The following is a 24,501-nucleotide window of genomic DNA, read 5'->3' as shown; positions in this document are numbered from 1 at the left end:
ACAACGAATGTATCCTCTAAAATTTGAGCCTATCTTGAAGCAGACGCTTTGGGGAGGTGATAAAATCATCCCGTTCAAACATTTGAATGAAAATTTGCCCAATGTGGGTGAAAGCTGGGAAATCTCTGCTGTAGAAGGGAGCGAGTCTGTCGTAGCAAATGGAGCTGACAAGGGCTTGACACTGCCCGAAATGGTCAGAAAATATAAAGAAGAGTTAGTGGGAGAAGCCAATTATATGCGCTTCGGCAATAAATTCCCTTTGCTCATCAAGTTTATTGATGCGAAGCTGGATTTGTCGATTCAGGTGCACCCCAACGACGAGCTGGCAAGAAAAAGACACAATAGCTTTGGCAAAAACGAAATGTGGTATGTGATTGCGGCCGACAAGGGTGCAAAGCTGATTTCAGGATTCGCCGAACAGATTACCCCCAAGGAGTACAAGGAGAGGGTGTACAATGGCACCTTTGCTGAAGTTTTGCAGACGTGCGAGATCAAGCCGGGCGATGTTTTCTATGTGCCGGCCGGTCGGGTGCATGGGATTGGCGCCGGTTCTTTCATTGCGGAAATCCAGCAGACTTCGGACGTGACTTATCGTATTTTCGACTATAATAGAAAAGATCAGAACGGCAAGGCCAGAGAGCTGCATACCAACCAGGCGATGGATGCCATCAACTTTGCCGATGTGCAGGATGACTTCCGTACGGAGTATGAACTGACCGAAAACGAGCCGATAGAAGTAGTAGCAAGTCCGTATTTTACGACTTCGGTTTACGATATGACAGAAGAAATCACTTGCGACTATTCGGAGCTCGATTCTTTTGTGATTTTCATCTGTACGGAGGGTTCTTGTAAGATAACCGACGACAGTAAGAATGAACTGACGTTGTGTGCGGGCGAAACAATATTGCTGCCGGCTTCTACGCAAGAGGTAACGATTACTCCCGACGGCAGGGTGAAGTTGCTCGAAACGTATGTGTGATGTCTGTAGAGAATAGATAAAGAATTCTATACGGGAAGGCACTGTCGTTTTTCGAGGAATGATGAGTGCCTTCTTTTGTATATATGTATTATATACCTTAATGTAGTTTTCTGTATCGGGCTTAGTATTTTCTTAAGAATCTTCTGAGCCTTTTCATGAGCTTCAGCCCCATCATGGCTCCGTCGAATACAGCCATGCCCGTATTGAAGGCTCGCATGATGGCGCCCGTCTTGCTTGTGGCAGGGGCAAGTGGTGCAACGAGGCTGCGGGTTAGCTCAGTCATAACCTCTTTTTGCTGAAGAATGGCCTGGCGCAGTTCTTTCTTCTGCTGTGCGATGCTTTCGAGTGTCAGCGGAGGGGTGGGGGTATTATTTTGATCCATAGCCTGTTATTTGTCGTTATTGGTTGTTTTGTCAAAGAATAGCCCTGCGATAAACTTCAGCATGGGGTTGATGATGATCGTTTTTCGGAAGCTGACAAGCAGCACGATGAGCAGAACGTGGAAGCAAGCGATGATGCCGAAGCTTGTCGTTACGCCTCCTACGTAGGGAGTCAGCATGTAGGCGATTGTGAAGGATAGGTAAAACAAAGCCACCATGCCCAGTATGATAACCGTCAGCACCAGTATGAGTGTGGAAAGCAATACGGTCAGCTTTTCGGTGATCTCCAGCTTGGTGTATTGCTTTTGCAACTCCAGATATTTCTTGAACTCAATAAACAGTTGCTGTATGTTTTCAATGCTTTTATCGTCTGCAAACATGATGGCTTTGTCTTTTATTAGAATGATTCTTATTCAGCTGCCTCTGCTTTTATTTCAGAAGCAATTTCGTCGACCAGATCTTCCATTTCGTTTCGATTCAGGCGGATGCCCTTCTTACGCAGAATATCTGCAATCTTCTGACGGGTGTCTTCTCCCTTTTCCGGAGCGAATAGAATACCAACGGCTGCACCTACTACTGCACCGCCTAAAAAAGCTGCTAAAACATTTAATCCTTTCATACTATACTCCTTTCTTTTTATTAGGTTTCTATAGCTACAAAACTAATGTTTTTTTTTGAAGTTTTTTCTGTTTCGGTCGTTTTTTTGTGGCAGATTTGTAAGTTCTGCTTATGTTTAATGTTATTTAACGGGATTGCCATACCTGCATTTGAGGCTATTGGCGTACCTTTGCTCCTTAAATGAAAGGAACTTTGCACTTTTTGTGCATTATCCTTTGAAAGATGGCGATTTTTCTATTAATTTGCCGCCAATTTTGAACACTAAGGATGATTGTTATTAAATAAAAAACTATAAGAAGATGAGAAAATTAGCAGTTTTAGGTATGGGAGTGTGCGTGCTATTGGCATTCTCCTCCTGTAAGTCGAGTGAAAGTGCTTATAAAAAGGCCTACGAGAAAGCTAAACAGCAGGAATTGGCTGATAGCCAGAATGTAACTCCGGCAGAAGAAGTAGCTCCGGTAGTAAGCGCCCCTGTAGAAACGAAGGTGGTAGAAAGTGCACCGGCGGCTGATGTACGTCAGGAGAAAGTTACAGTTGTAACAGGCAATGAAAATGGCTTAAAGGATTACAGCGTAGTGTGCGGAAGCTTTGGAGTAAAAGCCAATGCGGATAATCTTAAGAGCTTCTTGGATAAAGAAGGATATAACGCTATCATTGTATTCAATTCGGAGAAAGCTATGTATCGTGTAGTTGTAAGCACATTTGCCGACAGAGCATCGGCCGCTAAGGCTCGCGACGCTTTCAAGGCTAAGTATCCTAATCGTGATGATTTCCAAGGATCTTGGTTGCTGTATCGTATCAACTAATAACAGAAATTCTTTTTGGTAATTTTATAGAAAGGGTTGAAAACCTTTCATATCGGGGCGGTGACTGGGAAGTTGCCGCTTTTTTATTCTCTAATAATTCTGTATTTAAGAAAAAAAACGTATTTTTGGCAGTTGTTTGATTATTCACCCTAAAAGATAAATTTGTATGAGAAAAATCGGTTTTTTGGTGTTGTGTGCATGCTTGGCATTAACTGCTTGCAATAGCACGAAAACAGCAGAACAGCAAGTATCGGAAAATGGTACAAAATGGAGCTGGGATAAAGGTACTATTGTGGTTGAGACTCCTGAGCGTCCGGCAGGACAACAGAGTGTGATTGGTCTGGCTCTTCCGAAAATGGAAGTTGTACGTGTAGGCTTCGTCGGATTGGGTATGCGTGGCCCTGGTGCAGTAGAGCGCTTTACATACATCCCAGGTGTGGAGATTGTAGCCCTGTGCGATTATGAGAAAGAAAGAGCGGAAGCTTGCCAGAAATACTTGAAGAATGCATCAATGCCGAAAGCCGCTGTTTATTATGGCGAGAAAGGTTATGAAGAATTGTGCAAGCGTGATGATATCGACTTGGTTTATATTGCTACCGACTGGCTTCATCATTTCCCTGTAGCATTGTGTGCGATGGAGAATGGAAAGAATGTAGCGATAGAAGTGCCCTCGGCGATGAATCTGAAAGACTGCTGGACATTGATCGATATGAGCGAGAAGACGCGCAAGCATTGTATGATATTGGAGAATTGTTGCTACGACTGGTTCGAAATGAATACGCTTAACATGGCTCAGCAGGGCGTGTTTGGTGAAGTGATCCGTGCGCAGGGAGCATACATTCACAATCTGGACGCTTTCTGGGATTATTATTGGAAGAATGGAGAAAGCGATAAGTTGGGCTGGCGCTTGGAGTATAATATGAAACATCGTGGTGATGTATACCCGACACATGGTCTGGGCCCAGTAGCACAAGCATTGGATATTCATCGTGGCGATCGTATGAAAACGCTGGTTGCTATGGATACGAAGTCGGTGGTAGGTAAGGCGTTAGTAGAGGAAAGAACAAAACAACCGTGCGAAGACTTCCGCAATGGTGATCACACAACAACATTGATTCGTACGGAAAAAGGTAAGGTGATCGAAATTCAACATAACGTGATGACGCCGCAGCCTTACAATCGTCTCTATCAGCTGACAGGAACCAAGGGTTTCGCCAATAAATATCCGGTTGAAGGATATGCGTTGGATGCTGACCAGATGAAAGCATCAGGCGTTGCTCCGAAGGTGGATAATCTGAATTCACATGGTTTTATGCCGAAAGCAGAAATGGATGCATTGGTAGAAAAATATCAGCATCCTATCCTGAAGAAATATGGTGAAATGGCAAAAGAAGTTGGTGGACATGGAGGTATGGACTTTATTATGGATAGCCGTTTGGTATATTGTCTCCAAAACGGTTTGCCGCTGGATATGGATGTATACGATCTGGCAGAATGGTGCTGTTTGGCCGAATTGGGCGAGTTGTCGATGGATAACAATTGTGCTTCGGTAGCAATACCCGATTTCACCCGTGGCGAATGGGATAAAATCAAGGGCTACAAACATGCTTATGCTTCTCCTGAAGATGAAAAAGCAGCAATGGAGAAAGCACGTGCCTTTACTGCCAAGCTGAAGGAGCGTGGTGCTAAGGAATGGGCTGAGGCTCAATGATGACAAGGCAGCACAAGAGTTTGTATAATATTAAAAGAAGTTATAAAATGAAGTAGAAAACTTTCCTTACGGGGAAAGTTTTCTACTTTTGTGCTTTATCATAGAATAAGATATGAAAGCGATGGAACAGCACTATATTTTGAACGCTATTGAAGCTGCCTTGCGGGCAGGAGGACAGATACTCTCCATTTATAATGATCCGTCATCGGATTTTCAGGTCGAGAGGAAAGCTGATAATTCACCTTTAACGATAGCCGACAGAAAAGCTCACGAGACAATTGTGGAAATCTTGAAAGATACTCCTTTTCCTATATTGAGCGAAGAAGGTAAAAGTTTGCCTTTTGAAATGAGAAACGGCTGGGAGACTTTGTGGATTGTGGATCCACTTGATGGAACCAAGGAGTTTATCAAACGAAATGGAGAGTTTACGGTAAATATAGCGTTGGTCCTTAAAGGAAAACCTGTGATGGGAGTCATTTATGTTCCAGTGAAGACAGTTCTTTATTTTGCGGAAGATACATTGGGAGCTTATAAGATAGAAGGAATAAAAGACTTGGATCACAAAAGCTTGGACGACTTGATAAGCGAAGCCGTGCGTTTGCCGGATAAAAGCATTTCTCGTACCAATTTTGTGATGGTGGCATCTCGCTCTCATCTGACTCCCGAAACCGAAATTTATATCGATAAAATGCGTGCCGTGCATGGCGATTTGGAACTGGTATCGATAGGTAGCTCGCTGAAGATATGTCTGGTTGCCGAAGGTCGTGCTGATGTATATCCGCGTTTTGCCCCTACAATGGAATGGGATACTGCTGCCGGACATGCCATTGCAAGCGCTGCAGGAATGGAAGTTTATCAGGCGGAAACCGATCTTCCTTTGCAATACAACAAACAGGATTTGCTTAATCCTTGGTTTGTGGTAGAGAAGAAACATGAACGTGAAATAAAATAGTGATTGTATGACATTTGAAATTGCATTTGTGCTTTTGGCCCTGGTTGGGATGGTGATTGCCTTGGTGTTGGATAAAATGCGTCCGGGCATGATCTTGTTTTCAGTTGTCGTATTATTCCTTTGTGCAGGTATTCTGACTCCGAAAGAAATGCTTGAAGGTTTCAGCAACAAGGGGATGATAACGGTAGCGATGCTGTTTCTGGTAAGTGAAGGTATTCGTCAGTCAGGTGCATTGGGACAGCTTATCAAGCGATTGCTTCCACAAGGGAAAACCACTGTTTTCAAGGCACAATTGCGCATGTTGCCTACCATATCATTTATATCGGCTTTTTTGAATAACACACCGGTAGTGGTTATTTTTGCACCTATTATTAAACGTTGGGCCGAATCGGTGAAATTGCCTGCTACGAAATTTCTGATACCGCTTTCTTATGTTACGATTTTAGGAGGTATCTGTACGTTGATAGGTACGTCGACAAATCTGGTAGTGCATGGTATGATACTTGAGTCGGGACACGAAGGATTTACGATGTTTGAGTTGGGAAAAGTGGGTATATTCATTGCAGTGGCAGGAATCATTTATCTGTTGCTTTTCTCTTCTAAACTATTGCCAGATACGCGTAAAGATGCTGTGAAGGATGAAGAAGAGGCCGAAGAACATAACAGTGATTTGCATACTGTCGAGGTCGTGTTGGGCGCTCGTTTCCCTGGTATTAATAAAAAGTTAAAGGACTTCAACTTCAAACGGCATTATGGCGCGGAGGTCAAGGAAATAAAGCGTAATGGCCAGAGCATTGCTCGAAATCTGGAAGGAGAACATTTTCGTGAAGGAGATACGCTTGTGTTGATGGCCGATGACTCGTTTGTGCAGACGTGGGGCGAATCTTCAGTCTTTGTGCTCTTGGCCAATGGCAAAGATACAGAGCCTGTTCCTAGCAAAAGAAAACGGTGGTTTGCCCTGACGTTGTTGATTCTGATGATTGTAGGAGCTACCGTAGGCGAATTGCCTATTGTGAAAGAAATGTTTCCTGAAATAAAATTAGATATGTTTTTCTTTGTTTCTGTGACTACTATTATTATGGCATGGACGAAGATTTTCCCTGCTCGCAAATATACGAAGTACATTTCGTGGGATATCCTGATAACGATTGCTTGTGCTTTTGCGATCAGCAAGGCAATGGTCAATTCGGGAGTGGCTGATGCGGTGGCAAGCTATATCATAGGTATGACCGAGCATTATGGTCCTCAAGTATTACTGGCAGCAGTGTTCATCATAACAAACTTGTTTACAGAACTGATTACTAATAATGCGGCGGCGGCTTTGGCATTTCCGTTAGCATTGTCTATTTCTTCTCAATTGGGAGTCGATCCGATGCCATTTTTTGTTGTGATCTGTATGGCAGCGTCGGCCAGTTTCTCTACTCCGATTGGATATCAGACTAACCTGATTGTGCAAGGTATAGGAAATTATAAGTTTACAGATTTTGTACGTATTGGTTTACCATTGAATATTATTACATTCTTAATTTCAATTTTTCTTGTGCCATTGATTTGGCCATTTTAATTCGTAAGGATTATGACAGAGAATGAAAATCATATATATCCTATCTTTGACAGAATGCTGACAAGGCAGGATAAAGAATCGCTTTTAAGACAACACGGGGTGATGGTTTGGTTTACAGGCCTGAGCGGATCGGGTAAAAGTACCATTGCCATAGCGTTGGAGCGTGAATTGCACAAGCGAGGGTTACTGTGTCGCATATTGGATGGTGATAACATCCGTTCGGGTATTAATAACAATCTGGGTTTTTCGGAGGCAGATCGGGTGGAAAACATCCGTCGTATAGCTGAGGTATCCAAACTGTTTATTGATACGGGCATTGTGACAATCGCCGCTTTTATCAGCCCTAACAATGATATTCGCGAAATGGCTGCTAACATTATAGGAAAGGAAGACTTTCTGGAGATATATGTTAGCACTCCGCTTGAGGAGTGTGAACGGCGGGATGTCAAAGGGCTTTATGCCAAAGCACGCCGTGGTGAGATTAAAAACTTTACAGGAATATCTGCTCCATTTGAAGCACCGGTGCATCCAGCTCTGACACTCGACACATCGTTGTTGAGCCTGGAAGAGTCGGTCAATCGCCTGTTGGAGCTTGTTTTACCAAGAATTCAGAAGAAATAGTATAAAATGGAAGAAAGTTATAAGTTAAGTCATTTGAAGGAACTTGAGGCTGAATCGATTCACATCATACGTGAAGTGGCTGCCGAGTTCGAGAATCCTGTGATGTTATATAGCATCGGTAAGGATTCGTCCGTCATGGTTCGTTTGGCCGAGAAGGCTTTTTATCCGGGTAAGGTACCCTTCCCGCTGATGCATATCGACTCGAAGTGGAAGTTTAAGGAAATGATCCAGTTCCGCGATGAATATGCCAAGAAGTACGGATGGAATCTGATTGTTGAGAGCAATATGGAGGCTTTCCGGGCAGGAGTAGGCCCCTTTACGCACGGTAGTAAGGTGCATACCGACTTGATGAAAACGCAGGCTTTGCTTCATGCGCTCGATAAGTATAAATTCGATGCAGCATTTGGTGGAGCACGTCGTGATGAGGAAAAGTCGCGTGCCAAAGAGCGTATCTTTTCTTTCCGTGACCGCTTCCATCAGTGGGATCCGAAGAATCAACGCCCCGAATTGTGGGATATATATAATGCCCGTGTGCATAAGGGCGAGAGTATTCGTGTCTTCCCATTGAGCAACTGGACTGAGCTAGACATCTGGCAATATATCCGTTTGGAGAATATTCCTATTGTGCCTTTGTATTTCGCCAAGGAACGTCCTTGTGTAGAGATAGACGGTAATCTGATTATGGCCGACGACGACCGCTTACCCGAACAATATCGCGATAAAATCAAGATGCGTATGGTGCGCTTCCGTACGTTGGGCTGTTGGCCGTTGACAGGCGCGGTAGAAAGTAATGCTGATACGATAGAGAAAATCGTAGAAGAGATGATGACTACTACCAAGAGCGAACGTACTACACGTGTGATAGACTTCGATCAGGAAGCCAGCATGGAGCAGAAGAAACGCGAAGGTTATTTTTAAGGATTTTGGCTATTAAGATGAAAGAAAATGGAGAATAATTTAGATATAAAGGCATTCTTGGATAAGGATGAACAGAAAGATCTGCTTCGTTTCTTAACCGCAGGTTCGGTAGACGACGGAAAGTCTACCTTGATAGGCCGGCTTTTGTTCGACAGTAAGAAATTGTACGAAGACCAGCTTGATGCTTTGGAGCGTGATAGTAAGAGAATGGGAAATGCTGGCGAGCACATAGATTATGCTTTGTTACTAGATGGATTGAAGGCAGAGCGCGAGCAGGGTATTACCATCGATGTGGCCTATCGCTATTTTTCTACCAACAATCGAAAGTTTATCATTGCCGATACTCCGGGGCATGAACAATATACTCGTAATATGATTACAGGCGGATCTACTGCCAATCTTGCGATTATTTTGGTCGATGCACGCACGGGCGTTATTACTCAGACGCGTCGACATACTTTTTTGGTCTCTCTGCTGGGCATCAAACATGTAGTATTGGCGGTGAACAAGATGGACCTTGTAGACTTTTCGAAAGAGTGTTTCGACAAGATTGTGAAGGACTATCTCGACTTTGTTATTCCATTGGGTATTCCTGATGTGACATGTATTCCACTTTCTGCTTTGGAAGGTGATAATGTGGTTGTAAAATCAGAACGTACTCCTTGGTATCAGGGTAGCTCTTTGCTCGACTTCTTGGAAACGGTGCATATTGACAATGATCATAATTTGAATGATTTCCGCTTCCCTGTTCAGTATGTATTGCGTCCAAATCTTGATTTCCGGGGATTCAGTGGTAAGGTTGCTTCGGGAGTTGTTCGCAAGGGAGATGAAGTTATGGCTTTGCCTTCAGGTAAAAAGTCACGTATCAAGAGCATTGTTACTTATGACGGAGATTTAGAGTATGCTTTTCCTCCTCAGTCGGTAACACTTACTTTAGAAGATGAAATTGATGTTTCGAGAGGTGAAATGCTGGTTCATCCTGATAATATGCCTATTATGGACCGCAATTTCGAAGCCATGATGGTGTGGATGGATGAAGAACCGATGGACATGAATAAATCGTTTTTCATTAAACAAACTACCAATTTGAGCCGTACACGCATTGATAATATCAAGTATAAGGTAGATGTCAATACGATGGAACATCTTTCTGTAGAAAACGGGCGACTGGACAAGAAAGACGAGCCTATGCAGTTGAATCAGATAGCACGTGTGGTATTGACTACGGCTAAAGAACTCTTTTTCGACCCTTACTCGAAAAACAAGGCTACAGGTTCTTTTATTCTGATTGATCCGATCAGTAACAATACGAGTGCAGTCGGCATGATTATCGATCGGATAGAGGATAAGGACATGCATCTGGACGAATCGGTACCTGTATTGAATTTGCCCAAGATGGGAATCGCTTCCGATCAATATGAAGTCATCGAAAAGGCTGTAAAAGAACTGGAGCGTCAAGGCATTGAAGTAAAAGTCATTAAATAAGGAAAAGTTTATGGGATTATTAGAATTCAGTAAATTACCAATAAATACATTGGTAGGTGCTGATTGGAAGACTTTTAAGGACATAACAGAAGGCAGGGAAATAGATGCTGCATATAAAGGTAAGTATCGTTTGACGAAGGCGGTATGCCGTTTGCTGTCTCCGTTGTCCGCTTTGCAAGACCGACGCTATGAGAAGATGCTGGCCGACAAACCGTTGGAGCACGATCCTGTATTTATCTTGGGACATTGGCGCAGTGGGACTACTTTTGTTCACAACGTTTTTTCGTGCGATAAGCATTTTGGCTACAATACAACTTATCAGACAGTATTTCCACATCTGATGATGTGGGGGCAGCCTTTTTTCAAGAAGAATATGAGCTGGCTGATGCCTGATAAACGTCCGACTGATAATATGGAGTTGGCTGTCGACCTTCCTCAGGAAGAAGAGTTTGCCTTGGCCAATATGATGCCCTATACCTATTATAACTTTTGGTTTCTTCCAAAATATCAGCAAGAATATGCCGACAAGTATCTTCTTTTTGACGACATAACAGATGCTGAATTGAAAGTTTTTGAGGAGACTTTTGTCAAGTTGATAAAGATTTCGTTGTGGAATACCCATGGCACCCAGTTCTTGAGTAAGAATCCGCCTCATACAGGACGTGTAAAGGAATTGGTGAAAATGTTTCCCAATGCGAAATTTATCTATCTGATGCGTAATCCTTATACTGTTTTCGAGAGTACGCGTAGTTTCTTTACCAATACAATTCAGCCTTTGAAGCTACAGGATATTAGCAATGAACAACTCGAACAGAATATATTGTCGATATATGCCAAGTTGTATCATAAATACGAGGCTGATAAGTCGTGTATTCCTGCAGGCAACCTGATTGAAGTGAAATTTGAGGATTTTGAGGCTGATGCTATGGGGATGACAGAACATATCTATAAAGAACTGAATATACCAGGTTTTGCTGCTTCGCGTGCTGATATTGAAAAGTATGTAGGCGGAAAGAAGGGTTATAAGAAGAATAAATATAAGTATGATGACCGCACTGTGCAGCTTGTCCAGGACAATTGGGGATTTGCGTTGAAGCAGTGGGGATATGAACTTTAAAGAAAGTAACTGTTATTGAAAGGAGGAGAATTATGTTGCAAAAGAAAATATGGGGATGGGGGATGTTGTTTGCATTGAGTTGTCCTATGGTATCTGCCCAACAGCATACAACAGAAATGCTTCCCTTTGGTAATATGGATCAGTGGATTGACCGCCAGATTAAGGAATCGGGTATTATTGGTGGAGAAACCAAGCATGTTTATGCTATAGGGCCTACTAAAACGATTACAGACAACAGTGCATATAAGAATATGGGAGGCTCTCCATGGGCTACTTCAAATGTTATGGCACGTGTAGCGGGAATTACAAAGACAAATACCTCTGTATTTCCTGAACAACGGGGAGATGGTTTCTGCGCCCGTATGGATACCCGTATGGAGAGTGTAAAAGTCTTTGGATTAGTGGATATTACTGTGCTGGCTGCAGGCTCCATGTTTTTAGGCGAGGTACACGAGCCTATCAAAGGAACGAAGAATCCACAAAAAATGTTGGATTCGGGTATACCTTATACTAAGAAACCGGTGGCTATTCAGTTCGATTATAAAGTGAAAATGTCCGACCGTGAGAAGCGTATTCGTGCAACAGGGTTCAGTCGCATTACCGATGTGGAGGGAAAAGACTTTCCTGAGGTAAACCTTTTCTTGCAGAAGCGATGGGAAGATAAAGATGGTAATATCTATGCCAAGCGTATCGGTACAATGGTTGTTCGCTATTATAAGACCACTGATGAATGGCGCAATAATGCAACGTATGCCATTATGTATGGTGATATTACGGGGGATCCTGCGTATAAACCTCACATGATGCGTTTGCAGGTAATCGAACGTTATGCAGTGAATAGTAAGGGTGAAAGTGTGCCGGTTAAGGAAGTGGCGTGGGGGGAGCCCGATGAAACTCCTACGCATCTGTTGCTCCAATTCACTTCAAGTCATGGTGGTGCATATATAGGATCTCCAGGAAATACTCTTTGGATTGATAATGTAAAGCTCGTATATTAATACGGGCTTTTTTATGAAGTGTTTTGAATCTTCTGTGAACATAAAAGTATGAACAGTTGTTTCATAGTGAAAAGCAATTATTGCCTCCTTCTATTCTGACAATAGTTCGTTAAAAATTAGCCTAGCCTAAGCGGCTCTGGCAGTAAATAAAATGAGTTCTTTGAAAAGTTTGTCAATTAATTGCGTGTTTGGTTCAATCCCAGACACGCAAATAAATCGTTCAAGCATGTAAGCATTGTGTATGACTGACTTGCATGATGATATGGAATATTTTATTCCCATCTTCTTACAGGCAGCCTTGGCGAGGTTTATCGCTGCAAGTGATGCATTAAAGTGGAATGCCAGTTTCCTGAAGTCTGTAGACTGACAGTTTGTTATTCCTGCATGTTGCTTGGCATCCCGAAAGCAGAATTCGAGTTGGAAACGTGTCCTGTAAAAGTCCAGTACATCCTGTGCGTTCTGTATTTCGTTTGTAGAGAAATACAGCTGCCATTTGTCCGTTCTTCCATCCATGGGATACCATACAGCCAGGCTCACAAAGCGTTTGAGTGCTTTGGAGTATGCTTTCAGTCCGTAAAGTTTACCCTTGTTTACTTTGTATTCGGTACATCTTGTAATGTCCAGATATTCAAAGTCAATCTTTCCGTCATACAATTTTGGACGTCCGCGTTTTCCTGTCCCATTTTCTAAGGTGGGATAAAACAACGCTGCATCATTTCTGAAACGGCTTATAACGTGGAATCCGTTCTCGCATAATGGTTTGATGAAAGTTGCCTTTGAAAAGAACGCATCACATACGACAGTGTCGGAAATCCGTTTCAGATGTTCCTGTATGCTGATAAGGTAAGAACTGTACCAGTCTACAAGATTCTTCCCGCGGCTTTCCAGCGTTGTGTTGTCAGGTGTCTGTACAGAGGCCAAAGTCATACATTCATGGTTGTCAACGTCTATAACTCCAATACCGGTTATCTCCAGTCCGCGTTTGTATTCGCCGGCACAACCGGACCAGAAATAGCCAATCCACGGTGTTTTGCTGCCGGATTTTGGAATGAAAGACGGATCAATGGCTATTGCCTTGCGACAGCCTTTAAGGTGTTCTCTGATGATGGCTTCATTGAAGGAAAACCAGTCAAAGTCATCATTCTCAAAATTGTTGCGGTATGTCTGTTCCGAGAAACATCCATATCGTCCCATTTGCAGGAAATTGATGCGGTCAGGTATAGCCATGAATAATTTCATTGCATCCATGAATACTTTCTGAAAAGATTTGCTTATATTTACAGCTGATTCGAGAGCGTTTCTGCACTCGGATTGGTATTGCATAAGGAGTGATTCTTTAGTCATAATTAAAAGTGGTGAAGTACTTCTAATTTATTAAAAATCAGTGAATTATGCAATACTTTTCCTCTTTGTCTTCAGCTGTTTAGCATATATTTTCATCCCTTTTCTTACTCCTTAACGATTCATTCTTGACAGTATTTCAATGATCTCTTTAATGTAATTTTGAACCGGCTAACACCGATTCTATTGTTTTATTTTTATTTATCGGTAAAAATTTACCGAAGTATTGATTCTGAAGAAAATAATTATATTGAAAGCACTAATATTTAATGCTGGAGTCTTAAAATGTTATTGTAGGTAGTTTATGTTACACTGTTTTTGAATAAAAGAAATAGCTTTATGAATGTTTAGGAATAAACTGTGGCTCGTATAGAAAAATGAAATGAAAAAAAAGAAAATCAAGATAGAATGTTGTGGTATGGCAGTATAAAGTGACTGTTTTGTATGAATATCAGGAAAATGAAAATAATTAGCTATGCGTATAAGAGATTATATTTAGAATAAAAAATAGGTTCGGATAGCATTAGCACATGATATGTACTCCCTTTAAATGACTAAATAATGTGATCTGTGAAAAAATAGATACAGACTGGCCAATTTTCATATGATTTTCTTTGGTATTATTAAAAATGTATTTATTTTTGCACCGTATTTTTGTTATACGAAAGTTAAACGAATGAGGTGTAATAGCTCTAATACAACTAAACGCCCAACTATAGGATTTATAGTTTATTATAGTGCGTTCTTTCTTCTCTGTTTATTCCCTTTGAAGGGGTTTTCGCAGGATGGGGATAGAACTGTAGACGCTTTAGTTGAGATGGGCTTTGAAAATGTTGGATGGGCGGACGATGGCAACGAACGCATATATACCTTGCAAAACTCTGCATACCGTTTGAATGGAGTGGGGATTGGGAAGGCTGTAGATGTGATTCGTGAAATAGGGCTTCCTGAGGGGAAACCTTGTCGCATTATCGTTTTGGACAACAACATCCCTCAGATTTCTCTTTGCTTTCTGCCGGTGTGGGAAGATAGCGTATATACAGGTGAACGCCGTGATTGGCACGTAAGTTACGATTTGGGCGGCACTTGGAAGAAGATGCGGAAGGTAAAGAAGAAAAATAGTTCTTTGTTTAAGGTTGATATTTTGGTCTATCCTCAGCTGTCGTTCAAGAATTTGATTATTACACAGATTTATCAAGCTTTGTTCGACTTAAGTCCGGCGATAGAAGTGTCGTTGTGGAAGGGAATGAAACTTACTGGTCAGTTGGTGATTCCTGTTTATAATGACGGATATGGACGATTGGAAGAGGTGGTGCATCCGGGGCATTTGACAGTATCGCAAAGTTTTCGCTTACCATACAATATCTTTGGTAAGCTGACGGCGGGACTTTTTAATGCCAGCCAGTATGGTGTCGATTTGGATATGGCATATCGTTTTCCCGACGAGCGTTTTTCCTTGTTGGCACGGGTAGGGGCTACCGGAAATGGCTTTTGGGATGCTTTTACTTATCATTACGATCCTACCATTACTTTTACGTGGTCGTTAGGGGGAAGCTTTTATTGGCCTTTATACAATACGCAGTTTAACTTGAAGGTAGAACGGTATCTGCAGAAGGAAGTGGGTGCGAAGTTTGAAGTCATACGCCATTTTCGCTATTGCTCTATTGGACTTTATGCGATGAAAGCAAAAGGGATCAATATCAATGGTGGTTGGCGTTTTCAGGTCGCCTTGCCTCCCTATAAGTATAAAAGAACTAAACATTGGCCGAGGGTGATGCTCTCGCGAAATTTTGGAATTTTGTATAATGCAGGTAACGAACAGCAATACTATAAACAGTATAAAGCTGAGGCGAGCGATAATATAATGAAAGAAAATAGTTTTAATCCATATTTTATTAAGTCAGAATTGTTAAATTTTTAATTTATTATTGAGATGAAAAGAATGAAATTCTTGAACGGTATTGGTGCAATGTTTGCGCTGGCCGTAGTAGCTTTGGCTACAACTCTTACTTCTTGTGAGAAAGAGGAGTTCAACATTAATGTTGATCCTATTAATGCACAGGCTACAATCAGCCCGACAGTTCTTTATGTAGACGGAACAACTACAACAAATGTTACTGATCAGGCCGCTATTACTTATTCAGACGGACCTGTATTTGTTGGAAATCCTGGTATCGAAGCAAAAACTGTTACCGTTACGGCTAAATATAATAATTTGGAAGGTTCTAATACGGTAAACGTTCCTGCTTTGCAAGCTGGTCAGTTCCTTACTTTGACTACTACTATCGTTCTGCAGGCTGAACCGGAACCAGGTGAACCAGTAGTTACCATTGTGAATGAGGCTAAAGAAGAGGATGCAAAGGATATTGCTGGTGATGTTGTAGAAATCCCGAATGTTACTGATTATTACTATGAAGAATCTGTTTCATACACCTTCAAGAGTGGCTCTAAAGTTGTAGAGAAAACATTTGCTGAAGATTGTACTTTCGAAGAAAAAGCTTTGGTTGGTGGTTTTATAAATACATTGGATGAAACTTATACTGAAGAACAAAGATCTAAAGAAGTGACAATTTATGCTCACTCTATGACAAAAGTAAACGCTGTTTATACAATTGTTCCGACCGTTTATACTTTCAAACGTGTTACTACGGTAGAAGGTGGAGTTACAGAGGAAGTTCAGATTGCTACAGTAACAGTAGACGATTATACTTCTTTCAATTTGAAAATAGAAGATAATCAGCAAATCCCAGGTCATGATCATGCACCTGCAGGTCACGGACATGGTCACGGTCACGGTAGTGGCAACGCCGGTGGTGGTATCGTAATTCCTGATTAATTAGTTTGTCAAGTCATATTTTAAACCGAGAGAAAAATGAAAAGAAAATTTATAATGGCTTCATTGTTACTTGCAGGTGCATGCTTGACAATGAATGCGCAAGAAAAAGATAAATATTATACCGAGAAAGGTTCGGATAATATTTTTGTAGGAGTTGGTGTCGGCGGTATGGCTGTCTTCAACGATGGTATGAATACTCCGACTTTCAATTTCAATGTTTCAGTAGGAAAGTATATCAATCCGGTTTGGGGTGTTCGCGGTCAGATTGGTGGACTGTGGCAAAGCCTGGATAAGCAGGATAACGGTTACTATGGTTATTGCAAGAAGTTCGGTGAAATCAATCTGGACGCTATGCTGAATCTGATTAACTTGTTTGGTGGTTATAATCCGGATCGTGCTTTCAACCTCTATCTGTTTGGTGGTCCTACAATGAATCTTGGTAAGGCAGTTGATACTAATATTACATTGAATGCTGCTACAGGTGCACAATCTTATACTTATTCAGAACATGGCTTGAAAGCTCGTTTCGGTGCCACAGTTGGTTTAGGATTGGGTTATGACATTACTGACAAGTGGGCTTTGAATCTGGAAGCTCGTGCTGGTGTAACTCCTTCTATCTTCGGTGATGCAAGCGATTGCCGCAAAGCAGAAGCTACTGGTCGTTTGACAATCGGTGCTGCTTATACATTTGGTGGTAAGAAGTTTGTTCCGCTGGTTTCTAAGATTGAAAAGGACGCTATCAACGAAGAAATCAATAAGTACAGAAGCGAATTGGCAAAAGCTCAAGCTGACTTGGCTGATGCTAAGAATGCATTGGCTAACGTTAAGCCTGAAGTTAAAGAAGTTGTTAAGGAAGTACAAGTTGCTGGTCCGCGTGCTATCTTCTTCAAGATTGGTAGCGCTAAGATCGACGGCTACGGTAAGGTTAACATCCAGTTGGCTGCTAAGATCCTGAAGGCTAATCCGGATAAGAAGTACAAGATTGCTGGTTATGCTGATAAGGCTACTGGTAGCGTATCTCTGAACCAGAAGTTGTCTGAAAAACGTGCACAGGCTGTTTACGATGCTTTGGTTGCTGAAGGCGTAAATGGTGATCAGCTTGAACTCGTAGGCTTCGGTGGTACTGAAAACATGTTCGGTAAGAACTATCTGAACCGTGTTGTTATTCTTGAATAATACGATAGCAGATATATAATATGGAAAAGGGCGGACTTCGGTTCGCCCTTTTTTATTGTTATTGTGTAACCTTCCGAAATCCAACTTGGGCTGCGATTTTTTTCTAACTGGAGAAAAATTTTTTCCTAACTGGGAAGGAATTTTTTCCTAACTAGGGAAAAAATGATGGGGCAGAAGAGTAAGCATTCGAAGAAATGCACCTTTTACACTTTGAGGTTTGGTTGTAGCTTTGCGGCAGTGAATACAATCAAACCTCAATTATTATGAACAGACAAGAATTTGAAGAATTAGAATTGCAGGTGCAACAAAGCGAGCTGCCGTTGAAGTCGTACCTTCAACAGATAGGTGTAAGTTATTCAACCTATCACTACTGGCGTAGAAAATGTTCCGTTGACAGGAGCAGTATCAAACACGAGTTGGCTCCTATCAGTTTTAAACAGGCATTTACGGAGTCTTCCCAAGAAGAACAATTGCCGCATGGTGTTGCGCTGCTGTTTCCCAATGGACTTCGTGCCCACTTCGGGAGCGGTTCTGAAGATTTGCTGAAGGAAATATTTACCCAAAGTCTTCGAAACGGTCATGTTTAACCTGAACGACACGATGCGCTACTTCCTGTGTCCTGGCAGGACAGATATGCGCAAGGGTATCAGTTCGCTATGCGGAGTGGTACATGAGAAAATGAACAGTGAAGTGAGGAACGGTGATGTCTTCATCTTCATCGGTTCCAGCCGCAGGCTAATGAAACTCCTTCATGCCGAAGACGGAGGTATGGTAATGTATGTAAAACGTCTGGAGGCCGGTCGCTTCAAGTTGCCGGAGTATGATCCCAAATCAAACAGCTATCCCATGGAGTGGCGCGATCTGGTGATGATGGTTGAAGGAATACAGGAAAACCCGGAGCAGAGGCTCCGGCGGTTAAGAGCCGAACGTAAGGAATACCATGTATAACATGTTTTTTATGTGAGTAAACTTTGGATATTGTTGCATAATTCACTGTTAATTAGTATATTTACATCATTAAAAGAAGTATAGACAATGGAAGAAAAAGAAATTTTACTCAAGACGATAGAAGGGCTGAATGCCTCTATAGCCTCATTGTCTACTACTAATAAGAATCAATCCGAACAGATAAAAAATCTGCAGGAACGTATCAAGGAGTTGACGGCTCAGGTCGCATGGCTGAACCGTCAGCTCTTTGGTCGTAAATCGGAGAAACTTCGCGTATATGATCCTAATATGCCAGATCTCTTTGCCGACGAGTTTTCCGGACTCCGGCAGCAGGCGGAAGAAAAGCGGGACGAGGCTGTGGAAAAGATTGAGAAGGAATCGGTGGAAGACGTAAAACGAAATCGTCAGAACCGCAAAATGATAGAGGACTTGCCCGTATTGGAAACCGATACAATAGAACCGAAAGGCGTAGACTTGTCTTTATACCGTAGAATAGGCGAAGAGATAACAAAAGTCGTCAAACACAAGCCGGGAATGCTTTACGTCAAGGTGATCATCCGTCCCAAATATGCTCTCAAGGATAGTACCCTGCTTCCTCCAGCCGGACAGAAAGGCGTAGAGATAGCTCCCATGCCGCTGATGCCGGTCGACAAGTGCATTGCTGACACCAGCCTGCTTGCCGAGATACTGCTTCAGAAGTATGAATATCATGTCCCGTTCTACCGTCAGATACAACAGTACCGCCATCTTGGAATGAAAGGCCTGACGGAAAGTACGCTGGACGGATGGTTCAAGAAAACAGTAGAACTGCTTAAGCCTCTGTATGAAGAACTCAAACGGGAAGTATTCTCCTGCGACTATGTACAGGCGGACGAGACTACAGTTCCGGTCATTAACAGAGAAAAACACAGAGCCGACAAGGAATATCTCTGGATGGTAAGATCAGTCATGGAGAAACTGGTCATCTTCCATTACGACGGGGGATCACGGGCCGGAGCGGTCATCGAATCCCTGGCAAATCAATATAACTTCAAGGGATATCTTCAATGTGACGGTTTTGCAGGTTATGAAACAGCCTTCAAGACCAACCCCGATGTGCGGCTACTCAACTGCCTGGTGCATATACGCCGTCATTTTGAGCAGGCTTTGGATGAAAACAGGGAGATGGCGCAACATGCACTGACTCAGATACAGCATATCTATAAAATAGAACGCCAGTGTGACGAAGCCGGCCTGGCATATGATGAGCGCAGACAGACGCGTCAGGAACTGTCCAGGCCAATCATGGAGGCAATGAAGGTATGGATGGAGACAGAAGGAATTAAATACAGTCCAAGTTCTTTGACAGGCAAGGCCATAACATATGCCTATACCAAATGGGATAATATTATGAGATGTCTGGACGATGGCCGCCTGTACTGGGACAACAATCTGGCGGAAAATGTCCAACGGCCCATCACTCTGAGCAGAAAAAATTTTCTTTTCTGTGGTAATCACGAAGCTGCGGTTAATATGTCTGTTATCTGTTCCCTATTGGCTACTTGTAAGGCACACGATGTAAACCCAAGGAATTACCTGAATGATGTAATCGCCCAAATGCCTTATCACAAGAATGCAACTCATGAGATACTTTTGGATCTGCTTCCACACAAGTGGAAGCTGAAACATCCGGAAAGCATATTAACAAAACAACATGGGGTATCTGACAACTAATGCCATATGCAACATATAGGTTCAACAAAATAATAGCGGCTGAAACTATTAGGTTCATAGTGACAGTCGCTATTGTTGTATATAAAGGTTTAAAACTTGTAGTTTATCGAATGCTTACGCAGAAGACGCATTTAGTAGAGTAGATAGATGTTTTTTTTGAGGGCTAAGATCGCAACTTTTCTGAAACAAAAAACGGTGGATTTCGGATAGATACGCAGTAAAGACATGCCATTTTCTCTGCTGGAAGGGTGTATGCAAACGTTTGTATTGCTTTCTTAAGTCTTTTCTGTTTGTCCTTCTTCTTTAAAAGTCTTTTCCTTTTTATCTTTGTGGTATGATAATTATTAATCAACCATATAACATGAGAAACATGAAAACTATCTGTACGAAATTTGCTTGTTTTATCTTTGCGCTTTTTGCTTGTAGCGCAGCTATGGCAGAAAGTATCACTTCTCCTAATGGGCAACTTCAGCTTAACTTTTCTGTAAATGCGCAGGGGGAACCCGTTTATGAACTTTCTTATAAAGGAAAGGTTGTCATCAAGCCTTCTAAGTTAGGGTTGGAGTTGAAAGATGATCCCGGTCTGATGAATGGTTTTACACTGACCGATACCAAAACTTCCACTTTTGATGAAACTTGGGAACCCGTTTGGGGAGAAGAAAAGCAGATACGCAACTATTACAATGAACTTGCCGTTACGCTGAATCAGAAGGCACAGGAACGTAATATCATTATCCGTTTCCGTCTGTTCGACGATGGTTTGGGCTTTCGTTACGAGTTTCCTTTACAGAAAAATCTGAATTACTTTGTGATTAAGGAGGAGCATACTCAGTTTGCCATGACGGGCGACCATACTGCTTTCTGGATTCCCGGTGACTATGACACACAGGAGTATGACTATACCGAATCTAAACTTTCGGAAATACGTGGTTTGATGGAAGGAGCCATCACTCCTAACTCTTCGCAAACTCCGTTTTCTCCTACAGGTGTGCAGACCTCGCTTCAACTGAAGACGGCTGACGGATTGTATATCAATCTGCACGAAGCCGCTTTGGTAGATTACTCTTGTATGCATCTTAATCTGGATGACAAGAATTTCATTTTTGAGTCTTGGCTTACTCCTGATGCGCAAGGAAATAAGGGTTATCTGCAAGCTCCTTGTACATCACCTTGGCGTACAGTGATTGTCAGTGATGATGCCCGCGACATATTGGCTTCGCGTATTACACTTAACCTGAACGAACCTTGTGCTTACGAGGATGTATCGTGGATTAAGCCTGTTAAGTATGTAGGCGTATGGTGGGAAATGATTGCCGGTAAGAGTACCTGGGCTTATACAGACGAACTTCCTTCAGTGAAGCTGGGTGAGACTGATTATAAAAAGACCAAGCCAAACGGACGTCATGGTGCTACCAACGAAAACGTGAAACGCTATATCGATTTCGCTGCAGAAAACGGACTGGACCAGGTTCTTGTCGAAGGTTGGAATGAAGGTTGGGAAGACTGGTTCGGACATTCCAAGGATTATGTGTTCGACTTTGTCACACCTTATCCGGACTTTGATGTGAAGATGCTTAATGAGTATGCTCATAGTAAGGGAGTCAAACTGATGATGCATCACGAAACTTCTTCTTCCGTTCGCAATTATGAACGTCACATGGATCAGGCCTATCAGTTTATGGTAGACAATGGTTATAATGCAGTAAAAAGCGGCTATGTAGGCAACATCATTCCTCGTGGTGAACATCATTACGGACAGTGGATGAACAACCATTATCTTTATGCTGTGAAGAAAGCTGCCGAATATAAGATTTGTGTCAATGCTCACGAGGCTGTCCGTCCTACAGGTCTGTGCCGTACTTATCCTAATCTGATAGGGAACGAATCGGCACGCGGAACCGAGTACGAAGCCTTTGGTGGCAGCAAGCCATTCCATACCACATTGCTTCCTTTTACCCGACTGATTGGCGGTCCGATGGATTATACTCCGGGAATTTTCGATACTAAACTGGAGTTTATGGGCGATTTGCCACATGGCCAGGTGCAAACTACATTGTGCAAACAGCTGGCGCTTTATGTAACGCTCTATAGTCCTTTGCAGATGGCTGCCGATTTGGTGCAGAATTACGAGAAGCACATGGATGCTTTCCAGTTCATTAAAGATGTGGCGGTTGATTGGGACGAAAGCAAGTACATCGAAGCCGAGCCGGGTGACTACCTGACTATCGCACGTAAAGCCAAAGGTACAAGTAACTGGTTTGTGGGAGGTATTACTGACGAGAATACCCGCACAGCTACATTTGCTCTTGATTTTCTGGAGCCGGGTAAGAAATATGTCGCAACTTTATATGCCGACGGAAAGACGGCCGATTACAAGGAGAATCCGACCGAATATCAGATAAAGAAGGGAATTGTAACGTCTAAAACCCGTCTGTCTGTCAAAGAAGCACGAAGTGGTGGTTTTGCTTTAAGTCTGATAGAGGCCACTCCTGAAAATTCCAAAGGTGTGAAGAAATGGAAATAACATGCTTAAGGTAAAAAGAAGTTTGATTTAGGCATTAGTTGTGTCCCGTAGGATTATGATTTCTACGGGACATTTTTTATCTTCGCTGCTACATTAATAATTTATAGTTCTAAGGTCATAAAAATAGAGGCTATGAGAAAGATTATCAATCCATGGAAAGATATGGAAGGCTATAATTGTTTTGGCTGTTCGCCTGATAATGAAGCTGGAGTGAGAATGGTGTTTTATGAAGACGGTGACGAGATAGTTAGTGTATGGAAACCTCGTCCCGAGTATCAGGGATGGCTGAATACGTTGCATGGTGGCATCCAGTCAGTGTTGCTTGACGAGATCTGCGGTTGGGTCGTATTTCGTAAATTGCAGACAGGCGGTGTGACTTCGAAAATGGAAACGCGTTTCCGGAAGTCTATCTCAACAAATGATACACATGTTGTGTTGCGTGCTTCATTGCGCGAACAGAAAAGAAACCTAGCTGTCATCGAAGCACGTTTGTACAACAGTGCCGGTGAACTCTGTACAGAAGCTATCTGTACTTATTTCACTTTTCCGCGTGAGAAAGCTGAGCAAGAGATGCATTTCCATCATTGTGATGTTGAGTCGGAGGAGATTTTACCTTTGGTTTGATGTCTTTTGTAGCATTTTTGTTTTTGCATGGTGAAAAAGTGATAGGTAAACGGAATATTTTGTGATAAATCTTTGGATATTACAAACGAATACTTTACTTTTGTCGCTGTAACAATAAAGAAAGAGCATGAGAACAGTCATTACACATCATCACCATCATCATCCTGGCGAATAATTCGGTGGGCGAATGAGTGTATGTGTAATGTAAAAAAGACATAAATGAACGAGGCTTACCGGATATGGGGTAGGTCTCGTTTTTTATTTGTACTTACCTGATTTATTGTTTGAGAAATAATAATCATGAATACTAATATATAAACAGTTAGATGAAGTTATGTTACTAAGAATTGCAGTGCAGGCCAAGGGGCGTCTTTATGACGAGACCATGTCATTTCTTGAAGAGTCGGATATAAAACTTAGTGCGACAAAGCGTACCCTGTTGGTACAATCGACTAATTTCCCTGTGGAAGTGTTGTTCTTGCGCGACGACGACATACCACAGACCGTGGCAACCGGAGTAGCCGATATCGGTATCGTTGGTGAAAATGAATTTATGGAGAAAGGCGAAGATGCTGAAATCATCAAACGTCTGGGGTTCAGTAAATGCCGTTTGTCATTGGCTATGCCGAAGGACATTGAGTATTCGGGCATTCAGTGGTTCGAGGGGAAGAAGATAGCTACATCGTATCCCGGCATCTTGTCGAACTTTTTGAAAGAACAGGGAGTGAATGCCGAAGTTCATGTCATCACCGGATCGGTAGAGGTTTCGCCGGGTATCGGTTTGGCCGATGCGATTTTCGATATTGTCAGTTCAGGTTCGACATTGGTAAGTAACCGCTTGAAAGAAGTAGAAGTGGTAATGAAATCCGAAGCGCTACTGATTGGCAACAAGAATCTCTGTCCGGAGAAACAAGAAATTCTTCGCGAACTGCTTTTCCGTATGGATGCAGTGCGTACGGCAGAAGATAAGAAATATGTACTGATGAATGTGCCAGAAGAGAAACTGAAGGAAATCGTTGCCGTACTGCCGGGAATGAAGAGTCCGACGGTAATGCCGTTGGCACAAAAAGGATGGTGCTCTGTACATACGGTACTTGATGAACAGTGCTTTTGGGAAATTATTGGTAAGCTGAAAGCATTGGGAGCTGAGGGTATCCTGGTGTTGCCGATAGAAAAAATGATTATTTAAC

At 42.3% G+C, this 24,501-nt stretch carries 23 protein-coding genes; 19 read left to right on the top strand and 4 right to left on the bottom strand.

What is annotated here, in order from left to right; translation table 11 throughout:
* Window positions 1–7: 7 nt before the first annotated feature.
* Window positions 8–979 (top strand): type I phosphomannose isomerase catalytic subunit, encoded by a 972-nt coding sequence (locus BQ5591_RS14875; protein WP_022162471.1) that lies wholly within the window; start codon window positions 8–10, stop codon window positions 977–979.
* A gap of 121 nt (window positions 980–1,100) precedes the next feature.
* Here the strand turns inward: BQ5591_RS14875 and BQ5591_RS14870 are convergent, their stop codons facing one another.
* The 3 genes from BQ5591_RS14870 to BQ5591_RS14860 are packed head-to-tail and all read right to left on the bottom strand — an operon-like array spanning window position 1,101 to window position 1,978.
* Window positions 1,101–1,361 (bottom strand): hypothetical protein, encoded by a 261-nt coding sequence (locus tag BQ5591_RS14870; protein WP_022162967.1) that lies wholly within the window; start codon window positions 1,359–1,361, stop codon window positions 1,101–1,103.
* Window positions 1,362–1,367: 6 nt separating this feature from the next.
* Window positions 1,368–1,739 carry a phage holin family protein gene (locus BQ5591_RS14865; RefSeq protein WP_071149936.1) on the bottom strand — a complete coding sequence of 124 codons (372 nt, stop codon included), beginning with the start codon at window positions 1,737–1,739 and terminating at the stop codon, window positions 1,368–1,370.
* A 29-nt stretch (window positions 1,740–1,768) separates the two neighbouring features.
* The gene (locus BQ5591_RS14860) at window positions 1,769–1,978 is read right to left on the bottom strand and encodes a YtxH domain-containing protein (protein ID WP_022162965.1); all 210 of its coding nucleotides are present in this window, start codon (window positions 1,976–1,978) and stop codon (window positions 1,769–1,771) included.
* Window positions 1,979–2,276: 298 nt separating this feature from the next.
* On the opposite strand from BQ5591_RS14860, the gene BQ5591_RS14855 reads away from it, so the two are divergent.
* The 9 genes from BQ5591_RS14855 to BQ5591_RS14815 all read left to right on the top strand — a co-directional run bounded on the left by BQ5591_RS14855 (window position 2,277) and on the right by BQ5591_RS14815 (window position 12,149).
* Window positions 2,277–2,783 carry an SPOR domain-containing protein gene (locus tag BQ5591_RS14855; protein WP_022162963.1) on the top strand — a complete coding sequence of 169 codons (507 nt, stop codon included), beginning with the start codon at window positions 2,277–2,279 and terminating at the stop codon, window positions 2,781–2,783.
* A gap of 166 nt (window positions 2,784–2,949) precedes the next feature.
* Window positions 2,950–4,494 (top strand): Gfo/Idh/MocA family protein, encoded by a 1,545-nt coding sequence (locus BQ5591_RS14850; RefSeq protein ID WP_071149935.1) that lies wholly within the window; start codon window positions 2,950–2,952, stop codon window positions 4,492–4,494.
* Window positions 4,495–4,615: 121 nt separating this feature from the next.
* A complete protein-coding gene (gene cysQ, locus BQ5591_RS14845) occupies window positions 4,616–5,446 on the top strand; it encodes a 3'(2'),5'-bisphosphate nucleotidase CysQ (RefSeq protein WP_071149934.1) in 831 nt (276 codons plus the stop codon).
* 7 nt (window positions 5,447–5,453) lie between these two features.
* Complete coding sequence (locus BQ5591_RS14840) at window positions 5,454–7,010, top strand: SLC13 family permease (RefSeq protein ID WP_022162960.1); 1,557 nt, start codon at window positions 5,454–5,456, stop codon at window positions 7,008–7,010.
* A gap of 12 nt (window positions 7,011–7,022) precedes the next feature.
* The gene (cysC, locus tag BQ5591_RS14835; RefSeq protein WP_071149933.1) at window positions 7,023–7,631 is read left to right on the top strand and encodes an adenylyl-sulfate kinase; all 609 of its coding nucleotides are present in this window, start codon (window positions 7,023–7,025) and stop codon (window positions 7,629–7,631) included.
* Window positions 7,632–7,637: 6 nt separating this feature from the next.
* On the top strand, window positions 7,638–8,549 hold the full coding sequence (cysD, locus tag BQ5591_RS14830; RefSeq protein ID WP_022162958.1) for a sulfate adenylyltransferase subunit CysD: 912 nt from the start codon (window positions 7,638–7,640) through the stop codon (window positions 8,547–8,549).
* 27 nt (window positions 8,550–8,576) lie between these two features.
* Complete coding sequence (gene cysN / locus BQ5591_RS14825; RefSeq protein WP_071149932.1) at window positions 8,577–10,034, top strand: sulfate adenylyltransferase subunit CysN; 1,458 nt, start codon at window positions 8,577–8,579, stop codon at window positions 10,032–10,034.
* 10 nt (window positions 10,035–10,044) lie between these two features.
* Window positions 10,045–11,151, top strand: coding sequence for a sulfotransferase family protein (locus tag BQ5591_RS14820; RefSeq protein ID WP_022162956.1), 1,107 nt, complete (start codon window positions 10,045–10,047; stop codon window positions 11,149–11,151).
* A 32-nt stretch (window positions 11,152–11,183) separates the two neighbouring features.
* Window positions 11,184–12,149: a PCMD domain-containing protein gene (locus tag BQ5591_RS14815; protein ID WP_071149931.1), complete on the top strand. Its 966-nt coding sequence runs from the start codon at window positions 11,184–11,186 to the stop codon at window positions 12,147–12,149.
* A 126-nt stretch (window positions 12,150–12,275) separates the two neighbouring features.
* Here the strand turns inward: BQ5591_RS14815 and BQ5591_RS14810 are convergent, their stop codons facing one another.
* The gene (locus BQ5591_RS14810; RefSeq protein WP_071148854.1) at window positions 12,276–13,493 is read right to left on the bottom strand and encodes a transposase; all 1,218 of its coding nucleotides are present in this window, start codon (window positions 13,491–13,493) and stop codon (window positions 12,276–12,278) included.
* A gap of 673 nt (window positions 13,494–14,166) precedes the next feature.
* Between BQ5591_RS14810 and BQ5591_RS14805 the strand changes: the two genes are divergently transcribed.
* The 9 genes from BQ5591_RS14805 to hisG all read left to right on the top strand — a co-directional run bounded on the left by BQ5591_RS14805 (window position 14,167) and on the right by hisG (window position 24,500).
* Entirely contained in the window at window positions 14,167–15,411 is a 1,245-nt protein-coding gene (locus BQ5591_RS14805) for a hypothetical protein (RefSeq protein ID WP_071150755.1), read from the top strand.
* Window positions 15,412–15,423: 12 nt separating this feature from the next.
* The gene (locus tag BQ5591_RS14800) at window positions 15,424–16,326 is read left to right on the top strand and encodes a DUF3869 domain-containing protein (protein WP_071149930.1); all 903 of its coding nucleotides are present in this window, start codon (window positions 15,424–15,426) and stop codon (window positions 16,324–16,326) included.
* A gap of 36 nt (window positions 16,327–16,362) precedes the next feature.
* Complete coding sequence (locus BQ5591_RS14795; protein WP_071149929.1) at window positions 16,363–17,502, top strand: OmpA family protein; 1,140 nt, start codon at window positions 16,363–16,365, stop codon at window positions 17,500–17,502.
* Window positions 17,503–17,765: 263 nt separating this feature from the next.
* Window positions 17,766–18,089, top strand: a complete 324-nt coding sequence (tnpA, locus tag BQ5591_RS14790; RefSeq protein WP_022233666.1) for an IS66 family insertion sequence element accessory protein TnpA — start codon at window positions 17,766–17,768, stop codon at window positions 18,087–18,089.
* A complete protein-coding gene (tnpB, locus tag BQ5591_RS14785) occupies window positions 18,082–18,450 on the top strand; it encodes an IS66 family insertion sequence element accessory protein TnpB (RefSeq protein WP_071149928.1) in 369 nt (122 codons plus the stop codon). Before tnpA ends, tnpB begins: the two co-directional genes overlap by 8 nt.
* Window positions 18,451–18,537: 87 nt before the next feature.
* Window positions 18,538–20,163: an IS66 family transposase gene (tnpC, locus tag BQ5591_RS14780; RefSeq protein ID WP_071149927.1), complete on the top strand. Its 1,626-nt coding sequence runs from the start codon at window positions 18,538–18,540 to the stop codon at window positions 20,161–20,163.
* A 361-nt stretch (window positions 20,164–20,524) separates the two neighbouring features.
* Window positions 20,525–22,687, top strand: coding sequence for a glycoside hydrolase family 97 protein (locus tag BQ5591_RS14775; RefSeq protein WP_071149926.1), 2,163 nt, complete (start codon window positions 20,525–20,527; stop codon window positions 22,685–22,687).
* 132 nt (window positions 22,688–22,819) lie between these two features.
* A complete protein-coding gene (locus BQ5591_RS14770; RefSeq protein ID WP_071149925.1) occupies window positions 22,820–23,311 on the top strand; it encodes a PaaI family thioesterase in 492 nt (163 codons plus the stop codon).
* A 334-nt stretch (window positions 23,312–23,645) separates the two neighbouring features.
* Window positions 23,646–24,500: an ATP phosphoribosyltransferase gene (gene hisG, locus BQ5591_RS14765; protein ID WP_071149924.1), complete on the top strand. Its 855-nt coding sequence runs from the start codon at window positions 23,646–23,648 to the stop codon at window positions 24,498–24,500.
* Window position 24,501 lies beyond the last annotated feature (1 nt).

It is taken from the genome of Bacteroides ndongoniae (assembly GCF_900108345.1).
Taxonomy (GTDB): domain Bacteria; phylum Bacteroidota; class Bacteroidia; order Bacteroidales; family Bacteroidaceae; genus Bacteroides; species Bacteroides ndongoniae.
The sequence above is the reverse complement of the archived record's forward strand: the minus strand, read 5'-3'. Positions and strand labels throughout refer to the sequence as shown.

What these genes read in the sequence shown, in the direction of transcription:
- BQ5591_RS14875 (WP_022162471.1), top strand. Translation starts at nt 8, where the DNA reads ATGTATCCTCTAAAATTTGAGCCTATCTTGAAGCAGACGCTTTGGGGA.
- BQ5591_RS14870 (WP_022162967.1), bottom strand. Translation starts at nt 1,361, where the DNA reads ATGGATCAAAATAATACCCCCACCCCTCCGCTGACACTCGAAAGCATC.
- BQ5591_RS14865 (WP_071149936.1), bottom strand. Translation starts at nt 1,739, where the DNA reads ATGTTTGCAGACGATAAAAGCATTGAAAACATACAGCAACTGTTTATT.
- BQ5591_RS14860 (WP_022162965.1), bottom strand. Translation starts at nt 1,978, where the DNA reads ATGAAAGGATTAAATGTTTTAGCAGCTTTTTTAGGCGGTGCAGTAGTA.
- BQ5591_RS14855 (WP_022162963.1), top strand. Translation starts at nt 2,277, where the DNA reads ATGAGAAAATTAGCAGTTTTAGGTATGGGAGTGTGCGTGCTATTGGCA.
- BQ5591_RS14850 (WP_071149935.1), top strand. Translation starts at nt 2,950, where the DNA reads ATGAGAAAAATCGGTTTTTTGGTGTTGTGTGCATGCTTGGCATTAACT.
- cysQ (WP_071149934.1), top strand. Translation starts at nt 4,616, where the DNA reads ATGGAACAGCACTATATTTTGAACGCTATTGAAGCTGCCTTGCGGGCA.
- BQ5591_RS14840 (WP_022162960.1), top strand. Translation starts at nt 5,454, where the DNA reads ATGACATTTGAAATTGCATTTGTGCTTTTGGCCCTGGTTGGGATGGTG.
- cysC (WP_071149933.1), top strand. Translation starts at nt 7,023, where the DNA reads ATGACAGAGAATGAAAATCATATATATCCTATCTTTGACAGAATGCTG.
- cysD (WP_022162958.1), top strand. Translation starts at nt 7,638, where the DNA reads ATGGAAGAAAGTTATAAGTTAAGTCATTTGAAGGAACTTGAGGCTGAA.
- cysN (WP_071149932.1), top strand. Translation starts at nt 8,577, where the DNA reads ATGGAGAATAATTTAGATATAAAGGCATTCTTGGATAAGGATGAACAG.
- BQ5591_RS14820 (WP_022162956.1), top strand. Translation starts at nt 10,045, where the DNA reads ATGGGATTATTAGAATTCAGTAAATTACCAATAAATACATTGGTAGGT.
- BQ5591_RS14815 (WP_071149931.1), top strand. Translation starts at nt 11,184, where the DNA reads ATGTTGCAAAAGAAAATATGGGGATGGGGGATGTTGTTTGCATTGAGT.
- BQ5591_RS14810 (WP_071148854.1), bottom strand. Translation starts at nt 13,493, where the DNA reads ATGACTAAAGAATCACTCCTTATGCAATACCAATCCGAGTGCAGAAAC.
- BQ5591_RS14805 (WP_071150755.1), top strand. Translation starts at nt 14,167, where the DNA reads ATGAGGTGTAATAGCTCTAATACAACTAAACGCCCAACTATAGGATTT.
- BQ5591_RS14800 (WP_071149930.1), top strand. Translation starts at nt 15,424, where the DNA reads ATGAAAAGAATGAAATTCTTGAACGGTATTGGTGCAATGTTTGCGCTG.
- BQ5591_RS14795 (WP_071149929.1), top strand. Translation starts at nt 16,363, where the DNA reads ATGAAAAGAAAATTTATAATGGCTTCATTGTTACTTGCAGGTGCATGC.
- tnpA (WP_022233666.1), top strand. Translation starts at nt 17,766, where the DNA reads ATGAACAGACAAGAATTTGAAGAATTAGAATTGCAGGTGCAACAAAGC.
- tnpB (WP_071149928.1), top strand. Translation starts at nt 18,082, where the DNA reads ATGTTTAACCTGAACGACACGATGCGCTACTTCCTGTGTCCTGGCAGG.
- tnpC (WP_071149927.1), top strand. Translation starts at nt 18,538, where the DNA reads ATGGAAGAAAAAGAAATTTTACTCAAGACGATAGAAGGGCTGAATGCC.
- BQ5591_RS14775 (WP_071149926.1), top strand. Translation starts at nt 20,525, where the DNA reads ATGAGAAACATGAAAACTATCTGTACGAAATTTGCTTGTTTTATCTTT.
- BQ5591_RS14770 (WP_071149925.1), top strand. Translation starts at nt 22,820, where the DNA reads ATGAGAAAGATTATCAATCCATGGAAAGATATGGAAGGCTATAATTGT.
- hisG (WP_071149924.1), top strand. Translation starts at nt 23,646, where the DNA reads ATGTTACTAAGAATTGCAGTGCAGGCCAAGGGGCGTCTTTATGACGAG.